General features: G+C 56.0%; 27 protein-coding genes and 1 other annotated feature. Of the genes, 12 read left to right on the top strand and 15 right to left on the bottom strand.

Features of this window, described 5'->3' with window-relative positions; genetic code table 11:
- Window positions 1–73: 73 nt before the first annotated feature.
- The 3 genes from yciZ (at window position 74) to osmB (ending at window position 1,578) form a co-directional block, all read left to right on the top strand.
- Complete coding sequence (gene yciZ / locus SOM48_RS12560; RefSeq protein ID WP_128482875.1) at window positions 74–256, top strand: protein YciZ/DeoL; 183 nt, start codon at window positions 74–76, stop codon at window positions 254–256.
- Between the two features lie 88 nt (window positions 257–344).
- On the top strand, window positions 345–1,103 hold the full coding sequence (yciT, locus tag SOM48_RS12555) for a DNA-binding transcriptional regulator YciT (protein ID WP_313161446.1): 759 nt from the start codon (window positions 345–347) through the stop codon (window positions 1,101–1,103).
- A gap of 256 nt (window positions 1,104–1,359) precedes the next feature.
- Entirely contained in the window at window positions 1,360–1,578 is a 219-nt protein-coding gene (osmB, locus tag SOM48_RS12550) for an osmotically-inducible lipoprotein OsmB (RefSeq protein WP_034812242.1), read from the top strand.
- Between the two features lie 107 nt (window positions 1,579–1,685).
- Here osmB and yciH read toward each other — a convergent pair whose 3' ends face one another.
- The 5 genes from yciH to pgpB form a co-directional block, all read right to left on the bottom strand.
- A complete protein-coding gene (yciH, locus tag SOM48_RS12545; RefSeq protein WP_139966272.1) occupies window positions 1,686–2,012 on the bottom strand; it encodes a stress response translation initiation inhibitor YciH in 327 nt (108 codons plus the stop codon).
- Entirely contained in the window at window positions 2,009–2,749 is a 741-nt protein-coding gene (gene pyrF, locus SOM48_RS12540) for an orotidine-5'-phosphate decarboxylase (RefSeq protein ID WP_312198709.1), read from the bottom strand. The genes yciH and pyrF overlap by 4 nt, the downstream gene beginning before the upstream one ends.
- A 187-nt stretch (window positions 2,750–2,936) precedes the next feature.
- Window positions 2,937–4,106 (bottom strand): lipopolysaccharide assembly protein LapB, encoded by a 1,170-nt coding sequence (lapB, locus tag SOM48_RS12535; RefSeq protein WP_023478853.1) that lies wholly within the window; start codon window positions 4,104–4,106, stop codon window positions 2,937–2,939.
- Window positions 4,107–4,112: 6 nt separating this feature from the next.
- Window positions 4,113–4,421, bottom strand: coding sequence for a LapA family protein (locus SOM48_RS12530; RefSeq protein WP_023478720.1), 309 nt, complete (start codon window positions 4,419–4,421; stop codon window positions 4,113–4,115).
- A 140-nt stretch (window positions 4,422–4,561) separates the two neighbouring features.
- Window positions 4,562–5,326, bottom strand: coding sequence for a phosphatidylglycerophosphatase B (gene pgpB, locus SOM48_RS12525; RefSeq protein ID WP_054803443.1), 765 nt, complete (start codon window positions 5,324–5,326; stop codon window positions 4,562–4,564).
- Window positions 5,327–5,520: 194 nt separating this feature from the next.
- Between pgpB and ribA the strand changes: the two genes are divergently transcribed.
- Window positions 5,521–6,108 (top strand): GTP cyclohydrolase II, encoded by a 588-nt coding sequence (gene ribA / locus SOM48_RS12520; protein WP_054803444.1) that lies wholly within the window; start codon window positions 5,521–5,523, stop codon window positions 6,106–6,108.
- Between the two features lie 33 nt (window positions 6,109–6,141).
- Here the strand turns inward: ribA and acnA are convergent, their stop codons facing one another.
- The 6 genes from acnA to topA all read right to left on the bottom strand — a co-directional run bounded on the left by acnA (window position 6,142) and on the right by topA (window position 13,637).
- On the bottom strand, window positions 6,142–8,817 hold the full coding sequence (acnA, locus tag SOM48_RS12515) for an aconitate hydratase AcnA (RefSeq protein ID WP_313161441.1): 2,676 nt from the start codon (window positions 8,815–8,817) through the stop codon (window positions 6,142–6,144).
- Between the two features lie 183 nt (window positions 8,818–9,000).
- Window positions 9,001–9,099, bottom strand: a complete 99-nt coding sequence (gene ymiC, locus SOM48_RS12510; RefSeq protein WP_225975715.1) for a small membrane protein YmiC — start codon at window positions 9,097–9,099, stop codon at window positions 9,001–9,003.
- A gap of 137 nt (window positions 9,100–9,236) precedes the next feature.
- Entirely contained in the window at window positions 9,237–9,407 is a 171-nt protein-coding gene (locus tag SOM48_RS12505; RefSeq protein WP_094419789.1) for a hypothetical protein, read from the bottom strand.
- Between the two features lies 1 nt (window position 9,408).
- The gene (locus SOM48_RS12500) at window positions 9,409–9,570 is read right to left on the bottom strand and encodes a YmiA family putative membrane protein (RefSeq protein WP_076769923.1); all 162 of its coding nucleotides are present in this window, start codon (window positions 9,568–9,570) and stop codon (window positions 9,409–9,411) included.
- Window positions 9,571–9,885: 315 nt separating this feature from the next.
- Window positions 9,886–10,860, bottom strand: a complete 975-nt coding sequence (gene cysB / locus SOM48_RS12495; RefSeq protein WP_023478728.1) for an HTH-type transcriptional regulator CysB — start codon at window positions 10,858–10,860, stop codon at window positions 9,886–9,888.
- Between the two features lie 179 nt (window positions 10,861–11,039).
- Entirely contained in the window at window positions 11,040–13,637 is a 2,598-nt protein-coding gene (gene topA / locus SOM48_RS12490) for a type I DNA topoisomerase (RefSeq protein ID WP_094419788.1), read from the bottom strand.
- 393 nt (window positions 13,638–14,030) lie between these two features.
- Here topA and SOM48_RS12485 point away from each other — a divergent pair, with 393 nt between their 5' ends.
- Window positions 14,031–14,282 (top strand): YciN family protein, encoded by a 252-nt coding sequence (locus SOM48_RS12485; protein WP_023478774.1) that lies wholly within the window; start codon window positions 14,031–14,033, stop codon window positions 14,280–14,282.
- Window positions 14,283–14,316: 34 nt separating this feature from the next.
- On the opposite strand, the gene sohB is transcribed toward SOM48_RS12485, so the two are convergent.
- Complete coding sequence (gene sohB, locus SOM48_RS12480) at window positions 14,317–15,363, bottom strand: protease SohB (RefSeq protein ID WP_054803480.1); 1,047 nt, start codon at window positions 15,361–15,363, stop codon at window positions 14,317–14,319.
- A gap of 226 nt (window positions 15,364–15,589) precedes the next feature.
- Between sohB and SOM48_RS12475 the strand changes: the two genes are divergently transcribed.
- Together SOM48_RS12475 and cobO are read left to right on the top strand one after the other, a co-directional pair.
- Entirely contained in the window at window positions 15,590–16,345 is a 756-nt protein-coding gene (locus SOM48_RS12475; RefSeq protein WP_128482867.1) for a YciK family oxidoreductase, read from the top strand.
- Window positions 16,342–16,932 (top strand): cob(I)yrinic acid a,c-diamide adenosyltransferase, encoded by a 591-nt coding sequence (gene cobO / locus SOM48_RS12470; RefSeq protein WP_320512047.1) that lies wholly within the window; start codon window positions 16,342–16,344, stop codon window positions 16,930–16,932. Before SOM48_RS12475 ends, cobO begins: the two co-directional genes overlap by 4 nt.
- 32 nt (window positions 16,933–16,964) lie before the next feature.
- On the opposite strand, the gene rluB is transcribed toward cobO, so the two are convergent.
- From rluB to rnm, 3 genes are all read right to left on the bottom strand, one after another.
- Window positions 16,965–17,861: a 23S rRNA pseudouridine(2605) synthase RluB gene (rluB, locus tag SOM48_RS12465; RefSeq protein WP_054803447.1), complete on the bottom strand. Its 897-nt coding sequence runs from the start codon at window positions 17,859–17,861 to the stop codon at window positions 16,965–16,967.
- A 98-nt stretch (window positions 17,862–17,959) separates the two neighbouring features.
- On the bottom strand, window positions 17,960–18,580 hold the full coding sequence (locus tag SOM48_RS12460) for an L-threonylcarbamoyladenylate synthase (RefSeq protein ID WP_023478797.1): 621 nt from the start codon (window positions 18,578–18,580) through the stop codon (window positions 17,960–17,962).
- Window positions 18,577–19,458 (bottom strand): RNase RNM, encoded by an 882-nt coding sequence (rnm, locus tag SOM48_RS12455; RefSeq protein WP_320512046.1) that lies wholly within the window; start codon window positions 19,456–19,458, stop codon window positions 18,577–18,579. The genes SOM48_RS12460 and rnm overlap by 4 nt, the downstream gene beginning before the upstream one ends.
- 160 nt (window positions 19,459–19,618) lie before the next feature.
- Window positions 19,619–19,714, top strand: a sequence feature (Trp leader region).
- Between the two features lie 19 nt (window positions 19,715–19,733).
- Between rnm and SOM48_RS12450 the strand changes: the two genes are divergently transcribed.
- Genes SOM48_RS12450 through trpA form a run of 5 tightly spaced genes read left to right on the top strand, consistent with a single transcriptional unit; the run spans window position 19,734 to window position 26,265 of the window.
- On the top strand, window positions 19,734–21,296 hold the full coding sequence (locus tag SOM48_RS12450; protein WP_076769926.1) for an anthranilate synthase component 1: 1,563 nt from the start codon (window positions 19,734–19,736) through the stop codon (window positions 21,294–21,296).
- Window positions 21,296–22,891: a bifunctional anthranilate synthase glutamate amidotransferase component TrpG/anthranilate phosphoribosyltransferase TrpD gene (gene trpD, locus SOM48_RS12445; RefSeq protein ID WP_320512045.1), complete on the top strand. Its 1,596-nt coding sequence runs from the start codon at window positions 21,296–21,298 to the stop codon at window positions 22,889–22,891. The genes SOM48_RS12450 and trpD overlap by 1 nt, the downstream gene beginning before the upstream one ends.
- A gap of 3 nt (window positions 22,892–22,894) precedes the next feature.
- A complete protein-coding gene (trpCF, locus tag SOM48_RS12440; protein WP_320512044.1) occupies window positions 22,895–24,253 on the top strand; it encodes a bifunctional indole-3-glycerol-phosphate synthase TrpC/phosphoribosylanthranilate isomerase TrpF in 1,359 nt (452 codons plus the stop codon).
- A gap of 9 nt (window positions 24,254–24,262) precedes the next feature.
- Window positions 24,263–25,456, top strand: coding sequence for a tryptophan synthase subunit beta (gene trpB, locus SOM48_RS12435; protein WP_023478707.1), 1,194 nt, complete (start codon window positions 24,263–24,265; stop codon window positions 25,454–25,456).
- Window positions 25,456–26,265: a tryptophan synthase subunit alpha gene (gene trpA, locus SOM48_RS12430; protein WP_054803451.1), complete on the top strand. Its 810-nt coding sequence runs from the start codon at window positions 25,456–25,458 to the stop codon at window positions 26,263–26,265. Before trpB ends, trpA begins: the two co-directional genes overlap by 1 nt.
- The last annotated feature ends 45 nt before the right edge of the window (window positions 26,266–26,310 follow it).

Genomic DNA, 26,310 nt, shown 5'->3' with positions numbered 1-26,310 from the left:
TTTTTTCCCTTCTCTTTTTAAACGCTTTTCTGCATCATTGAATTTATTCGTTTTTCGATATGAAGGTGAAGGTATGGCAGAGATCGATGTAAAACAGCTGGCCGCCCGGATCGATACCGTGCTTGATATTCTGGTGGCCGGAGATTATCAGTCCGCTATCCGTAATCTGGAAATTCTTAAGACGGAGTTGCGGGATATCGATAACAGCGACCAGTCCCCCCATTCAGGCACGCAGAAAACGCCCTGGGAAATTTAAGTAATCTCTTTTCGCCATGACGCGGCAGCCGGGAATGCCACCGCAGTCGTGGCGATTTACATTCGCGCGAAAGATAAAAAGTGTGGCTATGAATTCCCGACAACAACTTATTTTGCAAACGGTCATCGACAAAGGTCAGATGAGCGTCGCCGATCTTGCTCGCATGACCGGCGTTTCTGAAGTGACGATTCGCCAGGATCTGAATACGCTGGAAAAGCAGAGCTATTTACGTCGTACCCACGGGTTTGCCGTGCCGCTCGACAGCGAAGACGTCGAAACACGCATGCTGACTAACTATGCCGTTAAGCGCGAGCTGGCTGACTTTGCCGCCTCGCTGGTCAGCGCCGGTGAAACAGTGTTTATTGAGAACGGTAGCAGCAACGCCCTTCTCGCCCGCAAGCTTGGCGAGCAGCGGGACATCACCATCATTACGGTCAGCAGCTATATTGCGCATCTGCTTAAATCGGCGCAGTGCGAAGTGATTCTGCTCGGCGGCATTTACCAGAAAAAGAGCGAAAGCATGGTAGGGCCGCTGACGCGCCAGTACATTTCCCAGGTGCATTTCAGTAAAGCCTTTATCGGGATTGATGGCTGGCAGCCGGAAACGGGCTTTACCGGGCGCGATATGATGCGCACCGATGTGGTGAACGCGGTGCTGGAAAAAGGCAGCGAGGCGATTGTGCTGACGGACAGCTCAAAATTTGGCGTGGTACACCCTTACACACTTGGCCCGGTTGACCGCTTTCAGCGGGTGATTACAGATGATGCCATTTCCGCTGAGGCACAGCGCCAGCTTAAAGAAGCGGCGTTAATTATCGATATAGTTCAAACTCCAACCAATGCCTGATCCCTTTGCCCGCCAGGGCGGGCTATCTCTCTCTTTTCTGAGACGATTCTGAGCATTTTATTAAGAGTTTTTACCTGGTTTGTTGCGTGCCGCTGCGTAAAATTATTATCAGCGATATAACAGGGAGTAATTATCACTCAGGTGATTGCATTACCCCCTGCGCAGCAAGGTTTCACGGAAGATCTTTGAGATTATTTCTAAGACTATACTTAGAGAGCCTCTGGTTCCGTGAATCGATTATTCAGGAGAAAGTATGATGATGTTAACAAGTAAAAAAATGGCCGCGGCAGTACTGGCAGTTACCCTGGCAATGTCTCTGAGTGCTTGTGGTCACTGGGATAAACGTTCTCGTAACACCGCGATTGGCGCGGGTGCGGGTGCGCTTGGTGGTGCTGTATTAACAGACGGCAGCACGCTCGGCACGCTGGGCGGCGCGGCAGTCGGCGGTATTATTGGCCATCAGGTCGGTAAATAATTAGTCGGTATTACGGCAAATAAATATCAAGAAATCTACTTTCTTTCAGGTCTGATTTAAAAAACAGGTAAATAAAAGGCCGCGTGAATAACGCGGCCTTTCTTTTTTTAGCCACCGGCAAGTTTTACTTTCATGCCTTTTGCTTCCAGCAGTGTTTTCAGCAGGTCACGTTTATCACCCTGAATCTCAATAACACCCTCTTTCACTGCCCCGCCGCAGCCGCATTTTTTCTTTAGCTCTGCTGCCAGTTTGGTTAGCGCCTCGTCATCAAGATCGATACCGGTGATTAAACAGACGCCTTTGCCTTTACGTCCGCTGGTCTGCCGCTGGATACGCACAATGCCATCGCCTTTTGGGCGCTCTACGGGCGCTTTCTCTTCATCAATGCGCCCGGTTTCGGTGGAGTAGACCAGACGGCTGTTGTTATCGCTCATGCTCTCCCCTTGCCTAACGAGGCGTTGATTGTTTTCAGGGTTTGCGCCGGATCGACAGACTGCGTAACCGGGCGGCCAATTACCATATAATCAACACCGGCCTGCAACGCCTGCTCGGGCGTCATAATCCGGCGTTGATCGCCTGCGTCGCTGCCCTGGGGGCGAATACCCGGCGTGACCAGTTTAAAGGCGTGCCCAAGCTCGCTTTTGAAACGCACCGCTTCCTGCGCCGAGCAGACCACGCCATCAAGCCCACACTGCTGAGTGAGACGCGCCAGGCGTTCGGCATGCTCCGCAGGCGTGGCGGTAATGCCGATATCCTGTAAATCGCTCGCTTCCATGCTGGTTAACACGGTAACCGCAATCAGCAGCGGTGCATCTGCGCCAAATGGTAACAGCGCCTCTTTGGCTGCGGTCATCATGCGCGCGCCGCCCGAGGCGTGGACGTTGACCATCCAGACGCCAAGATCGGCCGCCGCTTTTACCGCATGCGCCGTGGTATTGGGAATGTCGTGGAATTTCAGATCGAGGAAGATATCGAACCCGCGTTGCTGTAACTCACGCACGAACTGCGGCCCGAAGAGCGTGAACATCTCTTTGCCCACTTTCAGCCGGCAATCGCGCGGATCGATGCGGTCTACAAAAGCCAGGGCGCTGTCGCGGTTGGCGTAATCGAGGGCGACAACGACCGGAGAGTCGGTAACCGCGCGGGAAGTCGATAAAGCAGTGGACGTCATGATCAGACCTTCTGAAATGAGGGCACCCGCTCAGGCGCAAAATGGATAAACGGGCAGCATTCTACCTGCGCCGCGAGCGAAATGACAGTTCCCCTTACCTGCAAAGCGCTGACCGCACAGGAGTTGATGAAACCGTCTTAGAAAATCTCTTAAGTATGTTGTAACTAAAAAAGGCGGTTTTAAAAAATTACTGGCCGTCGAGGCCGCGGATCGGTTTAACCGTCGACCAGGCGCGGCAGGATGGGCAGTGCCAGTACATGGTATAGGCCGTAAAACCGCACTTGTGGCAGCGATAACGCGGCTTGCTGCGTACCTGCTCGCCTACCATCTCGCGCAGCACCATCAGGCTCTCTTTCGCGCGCCCCTCTTCCGCTTCGTTGAGGTGGTAGTCCATCAGTTTATGGAACACACGCATAGTCGGATGACGCTGTAGCTGGCGCGTGACGTATCCCTGCGCGGCATCTGCCCCCTCACGGCGCTCAACGATCTCTGCCAGCATCAGTTCGGCGGCAGCACCGGTATTCTCCTCGACGCAACGCTGCAGGAAATCCGCCCACTCATCGGTTTTACCCAATTGCAAATAGCAGGTTTGCAGCATCTCCAGCGTTTCGCTGACCAGGTCTTTATCCTGATCGATCACCTTCAGCAGGCTCTCTACCGCTTTCGCGTAATCACCGCTGGCCATAAAGACGCGCCCCATCATGATAGAGACGCGCGCGCTATCGCGATCGGCTGCTGCGCCCTTCTTCAGCAGCGCCATGGCGCGATCCATATCTTCATTGCCCATCTGCTGCAGCGCTAGCTCGCAATAGAAGTGGGCAATTTCACCGCGCTGCTTATCTTTACCGAGCTTCACAAGGCGTTCAGCGACGTCGATCGCTTTCTGCCATTCGCTGGTCGCCTGGTAGATCTGCAGCAGCTGTTGCAGCGCGCTGACGCGAAAATCGGTCTCATCCACCAGTTGGTTAAACATATCTTCGGCGCGATCGTACATCCCGGCCGCCATATAATCGCGGCCAAGCTGCTGCACCGCTAACAGGCGCTGATCGTAAGAGAGGGAGGCGCTCTCCATCAGGGTTTGATGGATGCGGATAGCGCGGTCAACTTCGCCGCGCGAGCGGAACAGATTCCCGAGAGTAAGGTGTGCCTCAACCGTGCCGGTATCCTCTTTCAGCATATCGAGAAAGAGGTCTACCGCTTTATCCTGCTGATTGCTCAGTAAAAGGTTAACCCCGGCAACGTATTCACGCGACAGCCGGTTAGCCTCATCCTGTTTAGTTTGTTGAGCATTTCTGCGCCCCATGTACCAGCCATAGGCCGCTGCGACAGGCAACAACAGAAACAGCAACTCCAGCATAAAATATTATTCCTTCACCGCCGGCGTGCCGGGCGTAACCGGAACGTCCGCGGCGGGAGCAATCTGCTGCTCGAGGCGTTTGATTTTACGCTCTGCACGCGCGAGAGAAACACGCACGCGTAGCCAGAAGAGACCGCAAATCAGCCAGCCGATCGCGAAGCCGGTAGCAAACAGCACGGCCAGCAGCGTAGAGATGCGATATTCACCCTGTGCAAGGAGATAATTAAACGTGACTTGCTGATCGTTTTGCGCACCAAGCGTAATCGACACGACAAAAATCGCTAACACCAGTAGAAAAATGAGTAAATATTTCACATTACATCCCGTTATGTGGTTCGTGCGATGAATTTATGTGCAACTGACTGCCACAAGCCTTATAAACTACCATTTTAGCGCCCGCCGCGAAATGGGGATGCATAATGTTAATTTCTGATTTGCGGCCAAAATGATGGAAATCAAGTCTCGCTGTCACGCTCGACGATCTCCGGCACCTCTTCCGCTGGCGGCGTGAGCGGCCCGCAGATGCGCTGTGCCAGCCATGTCGCCAGCGTGACCAGAATCCAGGAGATAAGCGTGGCGACCGCTAAATCGCGCGGCCAGTGCATGCCAAGCAACAGACGGCTGCCCATCACGCTCGTCGCCCAGGCGAGCAGAATCACGATAGTCCAGGTTCTTCTGCGCGGCCACAGCAGCCCGACGCCAAGCAATGCCCAGCTTGCCGCAAACATGGTGTGCCCGGACGGGAAAGCAAATCCGGTCTCTTTTTGCCAGTGGTGACGTAAAAACCCCGGAATATCATGCTGGCTAGCGAGCTGCTCTTTTACCAGCGCGCCGCGCTCTTTGCGCTTCAGGCTGTAGAAGTGATCGGTTGGGACAGCATGCTCTTTTTCCAGCCATAAGACGAAGGGGCGTGGCTCCTGCACCTGCCCTTTGACAAAGGATTTCACCCCCTGCCCGGCCACAATCGCGCAGCCGAGGATGACAAAAAGCATCAATGCGGCTTTCAGGCGAAAACGTAAGCACCACAGGAACCAGGCACAAAGTACAACGTGGGTGATAATGCCCCAAGGCTGCGTCACCGTTTCGGTCATCCAGAAGAGCACACGCAGCCACCAGTGGTTTTGCCCGGGCTCCCAGTGCCAGCCGGAGATCCAGACCGCCAGCGGCATAATTAATAAAATCGCCGCACCGGCGGTTGTTCGCTTAGCAATAGACAGCATCTCATCTCCTTGTGCGTAAGTGACACAATCATAACCGAAAAATGACAGTTTCGCTGAAACGGCGCATTTGTGCGTTTATGCGGTATTCACCGCGCAGATGTAGGCGTCGTCAGGCACCTTGTGGCAAAATGGCGCGACTCAGAAAACTTACAGGTTAACGGTGCGCGTTGCGCCCAAATAATCCGGAGATTCACATGCAACTTAAACGTGTGGCAGAAGCCAAACTGCCAACCCCATGGGGCGACTTCCTGATGGTGGGTTTTGAAGAACTGGCAACCGGACAGGATCATGTGGCCCTGGTGTATGGTGATATTTCCGGGCAGTTGCCCGTTCTCGCACGTGTGCACTCCGAGTGTTTAACCGGCGATGCGTTGTTCAGCCTGCGCTGCGACTGCGGCTTCCAGCTTGAAGCGGCGCTGAATCACATTGCTGAAGAGGGCCGCGGTGTCCTGCTCTATCATCGTCAGGAGGGCCGTAACATCGGCTTGCTGAATAAGATCCGCGCCTATGCGCTGCAGGATCAGGGCTATGACACCGTCGAAGCCAACCACCAGCTTGGCTTTGCCGCCGACGAGCGTGACTTCACCCTCTGCGCTGATATGTTCAAATTGCTGGCGGTGGATGAGGTACGTCTGCTGACCAATAACCCGAAGAAAGTGGAGATCCTGACCGAAGCCGGGATCAATATCGTTGAGCGCGTGCCGCTGATTGTGGGACGCAATCCGAAGAATGAGCACTATCTCGATACGAAAGCGGAAAAGATGGGACATCTGCTGAAGTAATAAAAAAAGGCCTGCAGAAGCAGGCCTTTTTGTTTAGTTGAGCATATTACGGATCACATAGTGCAGGATGCCGTCGTTACGGTAGTACGTAAGCTCTGTCGAAGTATCAATACGGCAGCGGCACGGAATCACCTCTTGCGAGCCGTCGGCACGCGTTAAGGTCACCGGCAGTTCGCCACCCGGTTTGATATTTTGCAGATCGGCAATATCCAGCCGCTCCTCCCCGGTGAGGCCCAGTGTCTTACGCGTGACGCCCTGCGGGAACTCCAGCGGCAGGATCCCCATACCAATCAGGTTCGAGCGGTGAATACGTTCGAAGGATTCGGCAATCACCACGCGAATGCCAAGCAGGCGCGGACCTTTCGCAGCCCAGTCACGGCTTGAGCCGGAGCCATACTCTTTCCCGGCGATCACCGCCAGCGGCGTGCCCTCTTGCTGATAACGCATCGCTGCGTCATAGATAGAGATCACTTCACTACCCGGCAGATGGCGCGTCATGCCGCCCTCGACGCCCGGGACCATCTCATTGCGAATGCGGATATTGGCAAAGGTGCCGCGCATCATCACTTCATGGTTACCGCGACGGGAACCGTAGGAGTTAAAATCACCCCGCTCCACGCCATGGCTTTGCAGATAGCGCCCTGCCGGGCTGTCCGCTTTGATACTGCCCGCCGGTGAGATATGGTCAGTAGTCACTGAATCCCCCAGCATCGCAAGGATGCGGGCACCGTGAATATCCTCAACCGGTTTCGGCTCTGCCAGCATCTCGTCAAAGAAGGGCGACAGACGGATATAGGTGGAATCATCCTGCCAGCTGTAGGTATCGGAGCGCTCAACCTCGATCGATTTCCACTCGTCGGTGCCTTCAAACACCTCCGCATACTCTTTGCGGAACATATCGGTTGATACCTGCTCAACCGCACGCGCAATCTCGGCGCTCGATGGCCAGATATCTTTCAGGTAGACCGGATCGCCTTTGCGATCGACCCCGAGCGGATCGGTGGCAAGGTTGATATTCATATTCCCGGCCAGCGCATAGGCGACAACCAGCGGCGGCGAAGCCAGCCAGTTGGTTTTCACCAGCGGGTGAATACGGCCTTCAAAGTTACGGTTACCCGACAGCACCGCGCCAACAGTCAAATCGCCTTCGCGAATCGCCTGCTCGATAGGTTCCGGCAGCGGGCCGGAGTTACCAATACAGGTTGTGCAGCCGTAGCCGACAAGGTTAAAGCCCAGCTCATCGAGGTATGGCGTTAAACGTGCCTGCGCCAGGTAGTCGGAAACTACTTTCGATCCCGGTGCCAGCGAGGCTTTCACCCATGGCTGGCGTTTCAGCCCGAGGGTTACCGCGTTCTTCGCCAGCAGGCCGGCAGCCATCAATACGCTGGGGTTAGAGGTGTTGGTACAGGAGGTGATCGCAGAGATGACTACCGCGCCGTCCGGCAGCTCATACTGATGGCCTTTGTGAACATAGCTGACCGGTTTGCGATCTTTCTGCGCGGTGTTAAGTTCCAGCTCGGTGCTGGCGGCAAAGGCTTTCGGCACTTCATTAAGGGTTACGCGATCCTGCGGACGCTTCGGTCCGGCGATGCTCGCCTCAACCTCGCCCATATCAAGCGCCAGCGTGCTGGTGAAGACCGGCTCATCGCCCGGATTACGCCACATCCCCTGCGCTTTCGCATAGGCTTCGACCAGTGCGACCTGCTCTTCGCTACGTCCGCTCAACTGCATATAGCCGAGCGTGACGCTGTCAATCGGGAAGAAGCCGCAGGTTGCGCCATATTCTGGTGCCATATTGGCGATGGTTGCACGGTCGGCCAGCGGCAGCGAGTCCAGCCCGTCGCCGTAAAATTCGACAAACTTCCCGACCACACCGTGTTTACGCAGCATCTGCGTCACGGTCAGCACGAGATCCGTCGCGGTAATGCCCTCACTCAACTTGCCGGTGAGTTTAAAACCAACCACATCGGGAATAAGCATTGATACGGGTTGACCGAGCATAGCGGCTTCGGCCTCAATCCCGCCCACGCCCCAGCCCAGCACGCCGAGACCATTGATCATGGTGGTGTGCGAGTCGGTACCTACCAGCGTGTCCGGATAAGCAATCCACTCTTTATCCTGCAACTCGCTCCAGACCGCTTTGCCCAGATACTCCAGGTTAACCTGGTGGCAAATACCGGTACCCGGTGGCACGACGCTGAAGCGGCTAAAGGCTTGCTGGCCCCAGCGTAAGAAGGCATAACGCTCGTGGTTGCGCTCCATCTCCAGACGTACGTTCTCTTCAAACGCGTCATCATCACCGAAGTGGTCGACTGTGACCGAGTGGTCAATTACCAGATCGACCGGTGAGAGCGGGTTCACTTTGGCGGTATCGCCGCCGAGGCGTTTAACCGCTTCGCGCATGGCGGCGAGGTCAACAACGGCCGGTACGCCGGTAAAATCCTGCATCAAAACCCTGGCCGGACGATAGGCGATCTCCCGGTCGGCATGGGCATTTTTCAGCCAGCCGGCCAGCGCCTGGATATCCTCTTCGGTGACGGATTCACCATCCTGCCAGCGCAGCAGGTTCTCAAGTAACACTTTCAGGGACTTGGGTAAGCGCGAAATATCCCCAAGTTGTTTCGCAGCCAGCGGCAAGCTGTAGTAGTGGTACGTTTTGTTCTCTGCCTGCAACGTGTCCTTACTGGCTTCGCGTAGGGTCGACGACATGTGCTCCTCCTTTATTACAGGGATAGCTTTACCCTGATGCTTATCAGGGTCTGTATTAAAGATAACACAAACATATCGTAACGTTTTGATAACACCCTAAATTGCTACAAAAGGGAAAATCTTACGGGCGGGGGTAAGGCGCGGATAATAAAAAACCCCGCCGACGCGAGGTTTTTCAATTCGTTACTGCAGGGCCAGCCAGACCAGCTCACCCCAGATGAGGGCGGAAACCGAGAACGCTGTCAGCCATGACCAATATTTCATACCAAGGTTATTAATCATAAAAATTTACCTCGTGAATCTATTCATCGAAACTGAGTTTTTACTCAATTCATTTATGCTGTGTATTAATTAAAGAGTACAAAAGAGCACGTCAATGAATAGCGGGTTAATTCCCCACATTGATCTTGCTGGTATATTTATTGTTTTTTAATGTCATCTTCAGCAAAGGCGTCAATAAACGCTTTCTGCTGCGGCGTCAGCTTCCAGGAGGCCGGAAGAACGGTCACCGCTTTGTTTTTTGCTTTTGGTGGTGTGTCACGAAGCTGACACACTCGCTTAACGGGTTCGTATCGACCTGCTATCGCCATTTTACCCCCAAAATTTCCAGACCAGTAACGCAACCACTGCCCAGAACAAGGCAGAGCCAAGAAATACCGCTAGCCAGGCTTTACGCTTCAGCTCAGGGTCCCTTTGCGGCTCTTCACTTCCTGTTGGCATTGCTAACCTCGTACAATCGACATCGCTTATCATTCTGTGCACCAACAATCGGTATTAGTAATCATGGGATGAGACAAATCCTAAAAGAACTTTAGCGGAAAATCCAGTGAATTTACTCACCATTTCCAAAGAAATATTAAATCTTTTGACAACAAAGAAATAATTGAAGTAATGAATTTGCAGAGTTGCTATTTAGTTTCTATGTTTGTCGCAAAATAGAGACGGTGCGGATTTGAAATGTGACGTCAATCACTCTGCGGAGGGATTTTATCAGAGTTGATGATAATTCTAATTTAGGTTTAGGCGGCATTATGGGTATCTTTTCGGGTGATAAGATACCCGTCGGTATTATTTCTGCGGCAGCTTAATATCTTTAAACATCGCTTCGATATCGTCATTCGAACGCAACGCTACGGCGGCATCGACCACATCGCGCGTTAAATGCGGCGCAAAGCGTTGAATAAAATCATACATATAGCTTCGCAGGAAGGTGCTGCGACGAAAGCCTATCTTGGTCGTGCTGTGGCTGAAAACACCATCAGCATCAAGTTTCACCAGATCCGGATCTGACACGGGATCAACCGCCATGCTGGCAATCACCCCTACGCCTAAACCGAGGCGGACATAGGTTTTAATCACATCGGCGTCTGTCGCGGTAAAGACAATGCGCGGCGTTAAACCGGCGCGATTGAAGGCGGTATCGAGCTCTGAGCGGCCAGTGAAACCAAATGTATAGGTGACCAGCGGATACTGCGCCAGCTCTTCAATCGACACGGACTGCTTCGCCGCCAGCGGATGATCCGGCGTGACCACAATCGAGCGGTTCCAGTGGTAGCACGGCAGCATCACCAGGTCGTCATAGAGATGCAGCGCCTCGGTGGCAATGGCAAAGTCAGCATTGCCTTTGGAGACCGCCTCGGCGATCTGCGTCGGCGATCCCTGATGCATATGCAACGAGACGCGCGGATAGCGCTCAATAAAGCCTTTAATCACATTTGGCAGCGCATAGCGCGCCTGGGTGTGGGTGGTCGCGACGTAGAGTGACCCCTTATCCGGCCAGGTGTGTTCCCCTGCCACTGATTTAATGGCCTCCACTTTGGACAACACTTCCCGTGCAATGCGGATAATCTCCTGCCCGGCTGGCGTCACCTGCGTAAGATGCTTTCCGCTACGGGCGAAGATTTGAATACCGAGTTCATCCTCAAGCATCCGCACCTGTTTGCTGATGCCAGGCTGCGAGGTATAGAGGCCTTCGGCCGTAGAGGAGACGTTGAGGTTGTGGTTGACCACCTCAACAATATAGCGAAGCTGCTGTAGTTTCATGACAGACCATCCGAATGAGGCAAGCGGTGAGCGCTTAAGACGATTTGATAATAAAAAAGAGAAAAACTATAACCACTATATCATTTATAGCTTCTGTGTATAGCGAGGAACTAAGAATAATAACAGATAATAAAAAGGGCCGGATTATCCGGCCCTTCTCAGTAGGTACTTGATAGCGATTACTTTTTCGCTTCAGTCCATTTGTTGTCGATGTAGAAAGCGGACCAGCCGGTGGCTTTCCCCTCTTTCTCAGAGGCGACGTACTGCTGCTTGGTTTTACGGCTAAAACGCACGATGGTTTTATTCCCGTTCGGATCTTCCTGCGGCGCATCGGCGAGATAGCGCAGCTTCTCCGGCAGGCGATCGCGGAAGCGATAGAGCTCTTCCACCAGCGGCGCACGGGTCTCGCGCGATTTCGGGAAGGTGTTAGCCGCGAGGAAGACACCCGCCGCACCGTCACGCAGCACGAAATAGGCGTCAGATTTCTCGCACGGCAGCTCAGGCAGCGGCACCGGATCTTCTTTCGGCGGCGCGACTTCACCATTGCGCAGGATCTTACGCGTATTTTTGCAATCGTCGTTGGTACAGGCCATGTATTTGCCGAAACGCCCCATCTTCAGGTGCATTTCAGAACCACACTTTTCACACTCAACGATCGGACCATCATAGCCCTTGATGCGGAACTCGCCCTCTTCAATCTCGTAGCCGTCGCAGGTCGGGTTATTACCGCAGACATGCAGCTTGCGTTTCGGATCGATCAGGTAGCTGTCCATCGCCGTGCCGCACTTCTGGCAGCGACGTTTGGCACGCAGCGCGTTGGTTTCGGCGTCGTCGCCTTCCAGCACGTTGAGCACTTCATTTTCCGGGATCAGGTTGATGGTGGTTTTGCAGCGCTCTTTCGGCGGCAGTGCATAACCCGAACAGCCCAGGAAGACGCCGGTGCTGGCGGTACGAATACCCATCTTGCGCCCGCAGGTCGGGCAGTCGATGCTGGTCAGCACCATCTGATTCGGGCGCATACCGCCCTCTTCCGGATCCTGTTCAGCCTGCTCCAGCTGACGCGAAAAATCGCCAAAGAAGCTGTCCAGCACGCTGCGCCATTCAGCTTCGTGGTTAGCGACGCGGTCGAGGCTATCTTCCATCTGCGCGGTGAAGTCGTAGTTCATCAGCTCGCGGAAGTTCTCTTCCAGGCGATCTGTGACGATTTCACCCATTTTTTCCGCGTAGAAGCGGCGGTTTTCAACGCGTACATAGCCGCGATCCTGAATGGTCGAGATGATCGACGCATAGGTAGACGGACGGCCGATACCGCGTTTTTCCAGCTCTTTCACCAGCGATGCTTCGCTGAAGCGCGCAGGCGGTTTTGTAAAGTGCTGGGCAGGTGTCAGTTCAACCAGCGTCAGCTCATCACCTTTATTAACCGCCGGCAGGGTGCGATCTTCATCGCCCTTACGCAGCGCAGGCATCACTTTCGTCCAGCCATCGAAACGCAGGATACGTCCGCGCGCTTTCAGGCGGAAATCGCCCGCGCCAACGGTGAGCGTGGTGGAGTCATATTTCGCCGGTGTCATCTGACAGGCAACGAACTGGCGCCAGATCAGCTGATAGAGCTTCTGCGCGTCCGCTTCCATATCTTTTAACGATTCAGCCAGCACACTCACATCAGAAGGACGAATCGCTTCGTGCGCTTCCTGCGAGTTCTCTTTGCTGGCGTACTGATTGGCGTTTTCTGGCAGGTATTTCTTACCAAAGTTATCGCCGATATAGCTGCGCACCATGCTGACCGCGTCCTGGCTCAGGTTGGTGGAGTCGGTACGCATATAGGTGATGTAACCCGCTTCATACAAGCGCTGGGCCATCATCATGGTTTTCTTCACGCCGTAGCCAAGACGCGTGCTGGCGGCCTGCTGCAGCGTAGAGGTGATAAACGGCGCGCCAGGCTTGCTGCTGGTCGGCTTATCTTCGCGATCGATAACGGTATAGCGCGCTTTTTCCAGCAGGCTGACCGCCGCCATTGTCTGCTCACGGTTAACCGGACGGAAGGCTTTATCGCCTTCGTGGGTCACCTGCAGCGGCAGAGTATCACCGCCTGGCGTTGTCGTTGCCGCGTCAATTTCCCAGAACTCTTCCGGGACAAACGCTTTGATCTCGCGTTCGCGCTCTACCACCAGGCGAACGGCGACGGACTGCACACGACCGGCGGACAAACCACGCGCGATCTTTTTCCACAGCAGCGGCGAGACCATATAACCCACCACGCGGTCCATAAAGCGGCGCGCCTGTTGGGCATTCACACGGTCGATATTCAGCTCGCCAGGCGTTTCAAAGGCCTGACGAATCGCATTCTTGGTAATTTCGTTAAACACGACACGGCTGTAGCGTGTCTCATCGCCACCGATCACTTCCCGCAGGTGCCATGCAATGGCTTCCCCTTCGCGGTCAAGGTCGGTTGCGAGATAGATGTGGTCAGCTTTTTCAGCGAGGGATTTCAGCTCGGAAACCACCTTCTCTTTACCGGGCAGCACTTCATAATGCGCGTCCCAGTTGTGCCACGGGTCAATGCCCATGCGGTTTACAAGCGCGCCCCGCTCATCCTTTTTAGGCTTTTTAGCCGGCTTGGTGGCGGTGGAGTCGGCGCTCTTTTTAGGTGCTGAGCCACTGGTCGGCAAATCACGGATATGCCCTACGCTGGATTTCACCACGTAGTCATTGCCGAGATATTTATTGATCGTTTTGGCTTTTGCCGGGGACTCAACGATAACGAGAGCTTTACCCATATTCACCTTTACCTATTGTATTCTTCCGGAAATGCGTCGCATGTTGCGTCACATCCACTGATAAACAGTCACTATTGCGGCGGCGCCAAGGGATATCAACCCTTTGACGTTGCCGGTCACGCGAATAGAGGTATTCAGGTGACTGAGATTTCAGGCTTTTTCATATCAGCGTGGTATAGCAAGACGATAATCCGGTCGAATGTCAAGCAATTCTGTTGCCAGATTGACGAAAGGGTCACACTGTACCTGATAAAATTTGTTAAGCAACTTTATTAGCATGCAAAAACGCATTGCGCCAGGTTAACGAGACCGTAAGCCCCTCACAAGACAAGGGAAAATTTGCCCCTCATCGCGGCTAGCAGTAAACTCCGACAAAAATTGAGGAGAATGAAAATGAGCGAGACATCTCAGCCTATCGATCGTCAGTCCCTGCTTGAGCTGGCAAATCAACTGATTCGCGATCATGACGACACGCTGGCGGGCATTGAAGCCACTGGTGTGACGCAGCGCAACGGCGTGCTGGTATTCAGCGGAGAGTACTACCTGGATGAGCAAGGATTGCCAACGGGGAAAAGTACGGCGGTATTCAATATGTTCAAATATTTAGCCCATGAACTTTCTGAAAAGTACCACCTGATCGATTAAAGAAGAACGCGAGGCCTGAGCCTCGCGTTTTTGTTTACATCATCGGTTTTTGCCCGCGCTGCCACCAGCGCATCAGCAGATGATCAACGCTTTCTGTTGCGCTACCGGTAAAGCGCTCCAGCAACTTTTTACGCTGTTGGTAACGCACGCCTATCGCTTCATGCTCCTGAATCAGGCCCAGTAACAGCTCATCGCTGGTGCCGACCTCATCCACCAGCCCCTTCTCCAGTGCCTGGCTACCGTACCAGTGCTCGCCGGTCGCCACCTGCTCGATATCAAGCTGCGGCCGCATCTGGCTGACAAAGTCTTTGAAGAGATCGTGCGTTTCATTAAGGTTCTCACGAAACTTCTGCCGTCCCTCTTCGGTATTCTCACCCAGCAGCGTCAACGTGCGCTTATACTGCCCGGCGGTATGCAGCTCGATATCAATATCTTTGCTTTTCAGGAAGCGGTTGAAGTTGGGAACCTGCGCCACCACGCCAATCGAGCCGATGATGGAGAACGGCGCGGCGACAATTTTATCCGCCACGCAGGCCATCATATACCCGCCGCTGGCGGCGACTTTATCCACGGCAACGGTCAGCGGGATCTGCTTGTCACGCAGGCGTTGCAGCTGGGAGGCTGCCAGACCGTAACCGTGCACCACGCCGCCCGGGCTTTCAAGGCGCAGCAGCACCTGATCGTTCGGCGTTGCGACGCTCAGCACGGCGGTTACCTCTTCACGCAGGCCGTGCACTTCGCCGGCATCCATACTGCCTTTAAAGTCGAGCACATAAACGCGCGGTTTGACCGGATCTTTTGACACGCCCGCCTTCGCCTGTGCTTTTGCCGCCTTCGCATCTGCCTTCAGCTTTTTCTTCTGCGCTTTATGCCACTGCTTCTGCTGGTGAGCATCCATCAGGCCGACGGACATCTCCTCCTGCATCTCTTTATAGTGCTCGTTAAAGCGGGTGATCTTCAGCTCGCCGCGCTGACGTTTGCGCTGGCGCAAATTGATGATAAGCGTCATAACGATCGCCACCGCAACCACCACGGTGGCGACTTTGGCTAAAAACAGACCATATTCAGAGAGTAATTCCATGCATACCACCTCGGTGACTTCACTCAATAATCGGCTCAGTGTACATGAGCGCTGCGGGCGCGTCTCGCGCCAGGCGTGCGCCCGCGTCGCCATGTTGCTGAATTTTTTAGCACTCCTTAAGGTAAAGGGTGTGTAACTCTCCCCTTCACCGATTGAAATAGCCGGACGTTTAAGGCATAAAGCCAACACGTGAAGGTGATTACAGGCTGCGGCCTGAGGAGACAGAGTGCACTATCAGCCCAAACGCGACCTGCTAAACGGTCGCATCATTCTTGTCACCGGTGCCAGCGACGGTATTGGAAAAGAGGCGGCATTAACCTACGCCCGCCACGGCGCCAGCCTGATTCTGCTGGGTCGTAATGAAGAGAAACTGCGCCACGTCGCGCAGCAGGTAAAAGACGAAGGCCAGGCCGCACAGTGGTTTATCCTCGATATGGCAACCTGCACCCCCGAAGCGTGCCAACAGCTCGCCAGTGAAATCGCCACCACCACATCCCATCTGGATGGCGTGCTGCATAACGCCGGCCTGCTCGGCGATATCTGCCCGATGAGCGAACAGGATCCGGCCGTCTGGAACGAAGTGATGCAGGTCAACGTTAACGCCACGTTCTACCTTACCCAGGCACTGCTTCCTTTATTACTCAAATCAGACTGCGGCTCGCTGGTCTTTACCTCCTCCAGCGTCGGTCGCCAGGGTCGTGCCAACTGGGGCGCCTATGCGACCTCGAAATTTGCCACCGAAGGGATGATGCAGGTGCTGGCGGAAGAGTACCAGAACCGGCTGCGCGTCAACTGCATCAACCCCGGCGGAACGCGCACCAGCATGCGCGCCAGCGCCTTCCCGACGGAAGATCCGCAGAAGCTTAAAACCCCTGCCGACATTATGCCGCTCTACTTGTGGCTGATGGGCGATGACAGCCGCCGCAAAACCGGCATGACGTTCGATGCGCAGCCAGGCCGGAAACCGGGGATCGCCCAATGAGAGATGAACGTTATCAGCAGCGTCAGCAGAAGGTAAAAGAGCGTGTCGACGCACGGGTTGCCGCCGCCCAGGATGAGCGTGGAATTGTTATTGTCTTCACCGGCAACGGCAAAGGCAAAACCACGGCGGCCTTCGGCACCGCCACGCGCGCCGTCGGGCATGGCAAAAAGGTGGGCGTGATTCAGTTTATTAAGGGCACCTGGCCAAACGGTGAGCGTAACCTGCTCGAACCGCTGGGCGTCGAATTTCAGGTGATGGCCACCGGCTTTACCTGGGACACACAAAACCGCGAAAGCGATACCACCGCCTGCCTTGAAGCATGGCAGCACGCCCAGCGGATGCTGGCCGACCCGGCGCTGGATATGGTGCTGCTGGATGAGTTGACCTACATGGTGGCGTATGACTATTTGCCGCTGGAAAAGGTGTTAACCGCCCTGCAAAACCGCCCGCCGATGCAGACGGTGATCATTACCGGACGCGGCTGCCATCGCGATATTCTCGAGGCGGCGGATACGGTAAGCGAGCTAAGACCGGTGAAGCATGCGTTTGAGGCGGGAATAAAAGCGCAGATCGGCATCGATTATTAGCGATAAAAAAAGGGGCTTGCGCCCCTTTTTCATTAATCGTTTTTAGTGCGTCCGCCACCCGGGCGGCGATTACCACCGGCAGGCTTACCGCCAGTCGGCTGAGCGTGGCGCTTCACGGCACGGCGGATCTGATTCGCTTTCATGCGACGGCGATCTTTCTCCACCGCGACTTTTGATTGCGTCTCAGCGTCCAGCCCGACCAGCTCGCGCAGGTAGTTGGTCTGCGCCAGATCCAACTCGGTCCAGCCGCCGCGCGGCAGCCCTTTCGGCAACGGAATATCGCCGTAGCGTACGCGGATAAGACGGCTTACCTGCACACCGACCGCTTCCCACAGGCGACGCACTTCGCGGTTGCGCCCTTCGGTCAGCGTAACGTTGTACCACTGGTTAATACCTTCACCACCGCTGAATTTGATGGTCTTAAACGCTGCCGGACCATCCTCCAGCTGCACACCGCGCGACAAATCGCGCAGCTTCGCGTCATCCACTTCGCCAAACACGCGCACGGCGTATTCGCGCTCGACTTCGCGGCTCGGGTGCATCAGGCGGTTCGCCAGCTCACCGTCGGTGGTGAAAAGCAGCAGACCGCAGGTGTTGACGTCCAGACGACCGACGGCAATCCAGCGCGCACCGCGCAGTTTCGGCAGACGGTCAAACACCGTTGGGCGCCCTTCCGGATCGTTACGCGTGCAGAGCTCGCCTTCCGGTTTGTAATAAGCCAGTACGCGGCAGATCTGTTCGACGGACTCTTTCACCGAAATGAGATGACCATCGATACGGATTTTCAGCCCCGGTGTGACCTCGACGCGGTCGCCCAGCGTGGCGATTTTGCCATCAACGCTGACGCGGCCTGCCTGGATAATAGTTTCGATTTCACGGCGGGAGCCGTGGCCGGCCCGCGCCAGCACTTTCTGTAGTTTCTCGCTCATAGAGCATCCTTTATGTCGCCTTCACAGGCGTCGAATAGGGTCATCAGCCCGGCTTAAGCCGCGTCTGAAATGGCCGCGTAGTATAGCGACTTGCGCCGCTATAAGAAAGGCCTAACGTCACCGACGCCTTCACGGATCACCACCGGCGCAGCGTCGGTCAGATCGACCACCGTCGTCGGCTGCTGGCCGAGATAGCCGCCGTGAATCACCAGATCCACCAGCTTCTCCAGACGATCTTTAATTTCATCGGGATCCGACTCGGTAAACTCGCTACCCGGCAGCATCAGCGATGTCGAGAGCATCGGCTCATTGAGCGTCTCCAGCAGCGCCAGCGCAATCGGGTTCGACGGCACGCGCAGACCGATGGTTTTACGCTTCTCCTGCAACAGGCGGCGCGGCACCTCTTTCGTCCCTTTCAGGATGAAGGTGTAGTTGCCCGGCGTGTTGTTTTTGATCAGGCGAAACGCCACGTTATCGACGAACGCGTAGGTGGAGAGTTCGGAGAGATCGCGGCACATCAGCGTAAAGTTGTGGCCGTCCGGCAGGTGACGGATGCGGCAAATACGCTCCATCGCCCCTTTATCTTCAAGTTTGCAGCCCAGCGCGTAGCCGGAATCGGTGGGATAGACGATAACGCCGCCTTTGCGCACGATATCGACGGCCTGGTTGATTAAACGCGGCTGCGGATTATCTGGATGAATATAAAAAAACTGACTCATACAACCCTCTCTGTGTTGTTCTGCGGCTGCTCCCACGCCGACCAGACGCCATCGACGCCCGCCGGAAGCCAAAGTTTGCGTCCCAGTTCGATCCAGGGACAGGGCTGATGGAAATCAGACCCCTGCGACCCTAACAGACCAAACTGACGGGCATACTCCGCCAGCTGGGTTCGCTCATTGGGAGCCTGCTGGCATTGGGCGACTTCCATCGCCTCACCGCCGCATTGAGCAAAATGCGCCAGCAGCCTTTTAAGCCATTTGGCAGAAAGATTATAACGCCCCGGATGGGCCATTACCGCCGTTCCACCAGAATGATGAATCACATCAATGGCTTGTTCTATTGTACACCACTGAGGCGGAACGTAACCCGTTTTGCCACGGGCGAGATACTTTTTGAAAACATCGGCCATATTGCCCGCTTTGCCCTGCTCAACCAGGAAGCGGGCGAAATGGCCGCGCGTCACATTCGCCCCCTGCGCCAGGCGCATCGCCCCATCCAGCGCACCGGGAATATGCGCTTTCTCCAGCCGCTCAGCGATAAGCTTTGCGCGCTCGGTGCGGCGCTGTGATTGATGCTCAAGAAAATCACGCATTGCCGGGTGGTCAATATCAATATTCAGCCCAACAATGTGGATCTCGTGGTTTTCCCAAAGCGTTGAGATCTCCACCCCGCTGATTAAATTGAGATCCAGCCCGGCGCGGGCTATCTCAGCGCGGGCGGCAGGAATGGCGTCGGTAGTGTCATGATCGGTGATCGCCAGCGTACCAATGCGCATTTCAACCGCGCGGTGCACCAGCGCCTCGGGGGAAAGCAGGCCATCAGAGGCGAGCGTGTGGCTGTGAAGATCGTAAATAATGGCGTAATTCGTGTCGCTCAAAGCGGCTCCGCTAATTCATCAAACTGCAATTTGTGACCTATCATAACGGGTAGCACACATTTTCTGAATTCATGGTTGACTTTCTTTTCATGAACCAGTTAACTAGTACGCAAGTTCACTGAACAACGGTATCGCAAAAATGAATGCACATATCTTTAACAATCGCTGGTGGCGCACTCCCTGTTAAGGGCTTTGTGATCACGTGCGCATTCAGCATACCGATACCAGGCCCGCTTTTTTCAGCGGGCTTTTTTTTGAACAAATTAATGAGAGCGATGCAGATGCAAAAACCAGCACTCGACCTTCTGACCACCCAGGCGCGTTACCATAACAACCCGACGGCGCTGTTCCACCAGCTGTGCGATGCCCGTCCTGCAACACTGCTGCTTGAATCTGCCGACATCGACAGCAAAGACGATCTTAAAAGCCTGCTGCTGGTAGACAGCGCGCTGCGCATTACCGCATTAGGTGACACCGTCACCTTAACCGCACTGACCGCTAACGGTGCCGCCCTGCTGACACTGCTTGATACGGTGCTGCCTTCAGGCGTAGAAAACCGCGTGCTGGAAAATGGCCGTGAACTGCGCTTCCCGGCGGTCAGCCAGTTGCTTGATGAAGATGCCCGTCTCTGCTCGCTCTCGGTGTTTGATGCGTTTCGTCTGCTGCAGGGTCTGGTTGAACTGCCGGCTGATGAGCGGGAAGCGATGTTTTTCGGTGGCCTGTTTGCCTATGACCTGGTCGCGGGTTTTGAAGATCTGCCGGAGCTGAAGCACGACCGCAACTGCCCGGACTACTGCTTCTATCTCGCTGAAACCTTACTGGTGATCGACCACCAGAAAAAAGAGACGCGTATTCAGGCGAGCCTCTTTACCCCGTCTGCGAGTGAAAAAGATCGCCTGCTGCAACGCGTCGAGACGCTGCGCCAGCAGCTGGATGCGCCGGTCACGCCGCTGCCGGTAGAAACCGTTGAACATATGCAGTGCGACTGTAACCAGAGCGATGACGCGTACGGTGATGTGGTGCGCAAAATGCAAAAAGCGATTCGCGCCGGTGAAATTTTCCAGGTCGTACCGTCGCGTCGCTTCACCTTGCCCTGCCCGTCGCCGCTCGCCGCGTATGAAGTGCTGAAAAAGAGCAACCCCAGCCCCTATATGTTCTTTATGCAGGATGCGGATTTCACGCTGTTCGGCGCCTCGCCGGAGAGCTCGCTGAAGTATGACGCCAGCAACCGCCAGATTGAGATCTACCCGATTGCCGGGACGCGCCCACGCGGTCGTCGCGCCGATGGTTCACTGGATCGCGATCTCGACAGCCGCATTGAACTTGAAATGCGTACCGACCACAAAGAGCTCTCTGAACACTTGATGCTGGTTGACCTGGCACGTAACGACCTGGCACGTATCTGTACACCGGGCAGCCGTTACGTGGCGGATCTGACGAAAGTCGACCGTTACTCCTATGTGATGCACCTGGTCTCCCGCGTGGTCGGCGAGCTGCGTCACGATCTCGATGTGCTACACGCCTATCGCGCCTGCATGAATATGGGCACCCTCAGCGGCGCGCCGAAAGTACGCGCTATGCAGCTGATTGCCGAAGCCGAAGGCACGCGCCGCGGCAGCTACGGCGGTGCGGTGGGTTACTTCACCGCCCACGGCGATCTCGATACCTGCATCGTCATCCGCTCCGCCTGGGTTGAGGATGGTATCGCCACCGTTCAGGCCGGCGCAGGCGTAGTGCTGGATTCCGTTCCGCAGTCTGAAGCCGATGAAACCCGTAACAAAGCGCGCGCGGTTCTGCGCGCAATCGCCACCGCCCACCACGCACAGGAGATTTTCTGATGGCTGACATTCTGCTGCTCGATAATATCGACTCCTTTACTTACAACCTGGCGGATCAGCTGCGCGCAAGCGGACACAATGTGGTGATTTACCGTAACCATGTTCCGGCCCAAACCTTAATTGACCGCCTGGCGACCATGCAAAACCCGGTGCTGATGCTCTCACCTGGCCCGGGCGCCCCTTCTGAAGCGGGCTGCATGCCGGAGCTGCTGACGCGTATGCGCGGCAAGCTGCCGATTATCGGCATCTGCCTCGGTCACCAGGCGATTGTTGAAGCTTATGGCGGATATGTCGGCCAGGCCGGTGAGATCCTGCATGGTAAAGCCTCCAGCATTGAACATGATGGCCAGGCGATGTTCGCGGGCCTCAGCAACCCGCTGCCGGTTGCCCGCTACCACTCGCTGGTTGGCAGTAATATTCCGGCCGGGCTCACCATCAATGCCCATTTTGATGGCATGGTGATGGCGGTGCGTCATGACGCCGATCGCGTTTGCGGCTTCCAGTTCCACCCGGAATCGATTCTCACCACCCAGGGCGCACGCCTGCTGGAGCAGACGCTGGCATGGGCGTTGCAGAAGCTGGAGCAGGCAAACACGCTGCAGCCGATCCTGGAGAAGCTCTATCAGGCCGAAACGCTGAGCCAGCAGGAGAGCCACCAGCTCTTCTCCGCAGTGGTGCGCGGTGAGCTGAAGCCGGAGCAACTGGCTGCGGCGCTGGTCAGTATGAAGATCCGCGGCGAGCAGCCGCAGGAGATTGCCGGTGCGGCGACTGCCCTGCTGGAAAATGCCGCGCCCTTCCCGCGCCCGGAATATGCTTTTGCCGATATCGTTGGCACCGGCGGCGATGGCAGCAACAGTATCAATATTTCCACTGCCAGCGCCTTTGTCGCCGCCGCCTGCGGCCTGAAGGTGGCAAAGCACGGCAACCGCAGCGTCTCAAGCCGCTCTGGTTCGTCGGACCTGCTGGCAGCGTTTGGCATCAATCTGGATATGAACGCGGATAAATCCCGCACGGCGCTTGATGAGCTCGGCGTCTGCTTCCTCTTCGCGCCGAAGTACCACACCGGGTTTCGCCACGCGATGCCGGTTCGCCAGCAGTTAAAAACCCGCACGCTGTTTAACGTACTGGGGCCACTGATCAACCCGGCGCACCCGCCGCTGGCGCTGATTGGCGTTTACAGCGCCGAACTGGTGCTGCCGATTGCCGAAACCCTGCGTGTGCTCGGTTATCAGCGTGCAGCTGTGGTACACAGCGGCGGAATGGATGAGGTGTCGCTGCATGCGCCGACGGTGGTTGCCGAACTGCACGAGGGGGAAATCAGGAGTTATCAGCTAACGGCGGCTGACTTCGGCCTGACGCCATACCACCAGCAGGCGCTGGCGGGCGGCACGCCGGAAGAAAACCGTGACATTCTGACCCGCTTATTACAAGGTAAAGGCGAGCCTGCTCACGAGGCTGCCGTCGCCGCCAACGTCGCCATGTTGATGCGGCTGCACGGCAAAGAAGATCTGAAGGCTAACGCGCAGCAGGTACTGGACGTCCTGCACAGCGGGGCCGCTTACGACAAAGTCACCGCACTTGCGGCAAGAGGGTAAACAATGCAGACCGTTTTAGCGAAAATCGTCGCCGACAAAGCTGTATGGGTTGCGGCGCGCAAGGAGCAACAACCGCTGGCCTCTTTTCAGAACGAGGTGCAGCCGAGCACACGCCACTTCTATGATGCACTGCGTGGAACACATACCATGTTTATCCTCGAGTGCAAAAAAGCGTCGCCCTCGAAAGGGGTGATCCGCGCTGATTTCGACCCGGCGCGCATTGCGGATATCTATCAGCATCACGCCTCGGCAATCTCGGTGCTGACCGATGAGAAATATTTCCAGGGTAGCTTCGACTTCCTGCGTATCGTCAGCGAAATCGCGCCGCAGCCGGTGCTGTGCAAAGACTTTATTATCGATGCCTACCAGATTTACCTGGCGCGCTACTACCATGCCGACGCCTGCCTGTTAATGCTCTCGGTACTGGATGATGAGCAGTACCGCACGCTTTCCGCCGTGGCGCACAGCCTCAATATGGGCGTGCTGACAGAAGTGAGTAATGAAGAGGAGCTGGAGCGCGCAATCGCGCTGGGCGCCAAAGTTGTCGGCATTAATAACCGCGACCTGCGCGACCTCTCAATCGATCTCAACCGCACCCGCGAGCTGGCCCCGCGTCTTGGCGCAGGCGTCACGGTAATCAGCGAGTCCGGCATCAACACCTATGCGCAGGTACGTGAACTGAGCCACTTTGCCAACGGTTTCCTGATTGGCTCCGCGCTGATGTCTCACGACGATCTGGATGCAGCGGTAAAACGCGTCCTGCTGGGTGAAAACAAAGTGTGCGGCTTAACCCGCGCTGAAGATGCGCAGGCAGCATATGACGCCGGAGCGCTTTATGGCGGGCTGATTTTTGTTGCCGCCTCACCGCGCGCGGTGAGCGTTGAGCAGGCAGAAAAAGTGATGCAGGGCGCGCCCCTGAGTTATGTTGGCGTGTTCCGTAATGCTCCAGCCGACGAAGTTGTGGCGACCGCAGCTAAACTTAAGCTGAGTGCTGTTCAGTTGCATGGCGATGAAAATCAGGCCTACATCTCCTCTCTGCGCACACAGCTTGGCGAGCAGACGCAAATCTGGAAAGCCCTGAGCGTCACCACCACACTGCCGCCGCGCAACCTTGAGCACGTCGATAAATATGTGCTGGATAACGGCCAGGGCGGCACGGGCAAAAGTTTTGACTGGTCACTGCTGACCGGCGAAACGCTCGACAATGTGCTGCTGGCGGGCGGCCTGGGCGCGGATAACTGCGTACAGGCAGCGAAAGCTGGCTGTGCCGGATTAGATTTCAATTCTGGCGTAGAGTCGGAGCCGGGTATTAAAGACGCCAGCAAACTGGCCTCGGTGTTCCGTACGCTGCGTGCATATTAAGGAAGCAAGATGACGACACTACTGAACCCCTACTTTGGCGAATTTGGCGGCATGTATGTTCCGCAAATTCTGATGCCCGCGCTGCGCCAGCTGGAAGAGGCGTTTGTCAGCGCGCAGAGCGATGCAGCGTTCCAGCAGCAGTTTAATGACCTGCTGAAAAACTACGCCGGTCGCCCGACGGCGCTGACAAAATGTCAGAACCTGACCGCCGGCACCCGCACCACCCTTTATCTTAAGCGTGAAGATCTGCTCCACGGCGGCGCGCACAAAACTAACCAGGTGCTCGGCCAGGCGCTGCTCGCCAAACGGATGGGCAAAACCGAGATTATCGCCGAAACCGGCGCGGGACAGCATGGCGTGGCCTCTGCACTTGCCAGCGCCCTGCTTGGACTGAAGTGCCGCATCTATATGGGCGCAAAAGATGTTGAGCGCCAGTCGCCAAACGTCTTCCGTATGCGACTGATGGGCGCAGAAGTGATCCCGGTACACAGCGGTTCAGCCACCCTGAAAGATGCCTGTAACGAAGCGCTGCGCGACTGGTCCGGCAGCTACGAAACCGCGCACTATATGCTCGGTACCGCAGCCGGCCCGCACCCCTTCCCGACCATTGTGCGCGAGTTCCAGCGCATGATCGGCGAAGAGACCAAAGCGCAGATCCTTGAAAGAGAGGGACGTCTGCCGGATGCGGTGATCGCCTGCGTTGGCGGCGGCTCTAACGCCATCGGGATGTTTGCCGATTTTATCGAAGAGAGCGCCGTCGGCCTGATTGGCGTGGAACCGGCGGGTCACGGCATTGAGTCTGGCGAACATGGCGCACCGCTGAAACATGGCCGCGTCGGCATCTACTTCGGCATGAAATCGCCGATGATGCAGACGGAAGACGGGCAGATTGAGGAGTCCTACTCGATCTCCGCCGGGCTTGATTTCCCGTCAGTAGGCCCGCAGCACGCCCATCTCAACAGCACCGGTCGCGCTGAGTATGTCTCGATTACCGATGATGAAGCGCTGGAGGCGTTTAAAACGCTCTGCCGCCATGAAGGGATTATCCCGGCGCTGGAGTCCTCTCATGCGTTGGCGCACGCGCTGAAGATGATGCGCGAGAACCCTGAGAAGGAGCAGTTGCTGGTGGTTAACCTCTCCGGGCGCGGCGACAAAGATATCTTCACCGTCCATGACATTCTGAAAGCGCGAGGCGAAATCTGATGGAACGCTATGACAACCTCTTCAACCAGCTCAACGCGCGCCGGGAAGGTGCCTTTGTCCCGTTTGTCACCCTTGGCGATCCGGAACCTGGCCTGTCGCTGCAAATTATCGATGCGCTGATCGAAGGCGGCGCGGATGCGCTGGAGCTGGGCATCCCCTTCTCCGATCCGCTGGCAGATGGCCCGACCATTCAGAGTGCCACGCTGCGCGCCTTCGCTGCGGGCGTTACGGTGGGTCACTGTTTTGAAATGCTGGCGGCGATCCGCCAGAAGCATCCGACCATTCCGATTGGCCTGTTGATGTATGCCAACCTGGTCTTTAGCCGCGGCGTTGATGAGTTTTACGCCCAGTGTGCCAGCGTTGGTGTCGATTCGGTGCTGGTCGCCGACGTGCCGATTGAGGAGTCTGCCCCGTTCCGCCAGGCGGCGATGCGCCATAATATCGCGCCTATCTTTATCTGCCCGCCGAATGCCGATGATGATCTGCTACGCCAGATTGCCTCTTACGGTCGCGGGTACACCTACCTGCTGTCGCGCGCTGGCGTGACCGGTGCGGAGAACCGCGCGGCGCTGCCGCTGCATCATCTGGTAGAGAAACTGACGGAGTACCATGCTGCGCCTGCGCTGCAGGGCTTTGGCATCTCCGCACCGGATCAGGTGGCTTCCGCAATTGAAGCCGGTGCCGCAGGGGCAATTTCCGGATCGGCGATTGTGAAGATTATCGAGAGCAACCTGGATAACCCGACCACAATGCTGGCCGAGCTGAAAGGGTTTGTGCAGCGCCTGAAAGCCGCCACGCTGGCGAGCTAAGGGCGTAAAAAACGGAAACGGGTCTGCAAAGGCCTGTTTCCGTTA

Source organism: Kosakonia sp. CFBP8986, assembly GCF_034044935.1.
GTDB lineage: Bacteria > Pseudomonadota > Gammaproteobacteria > Enterobacterales > Enterobacteriaceae > Kosakonia > Kosakonia cowanii.
Note: the sequence above shows the minus strand (reverse complement) of the source record. Positions and strands in the feature narration are given on the sequence as shown.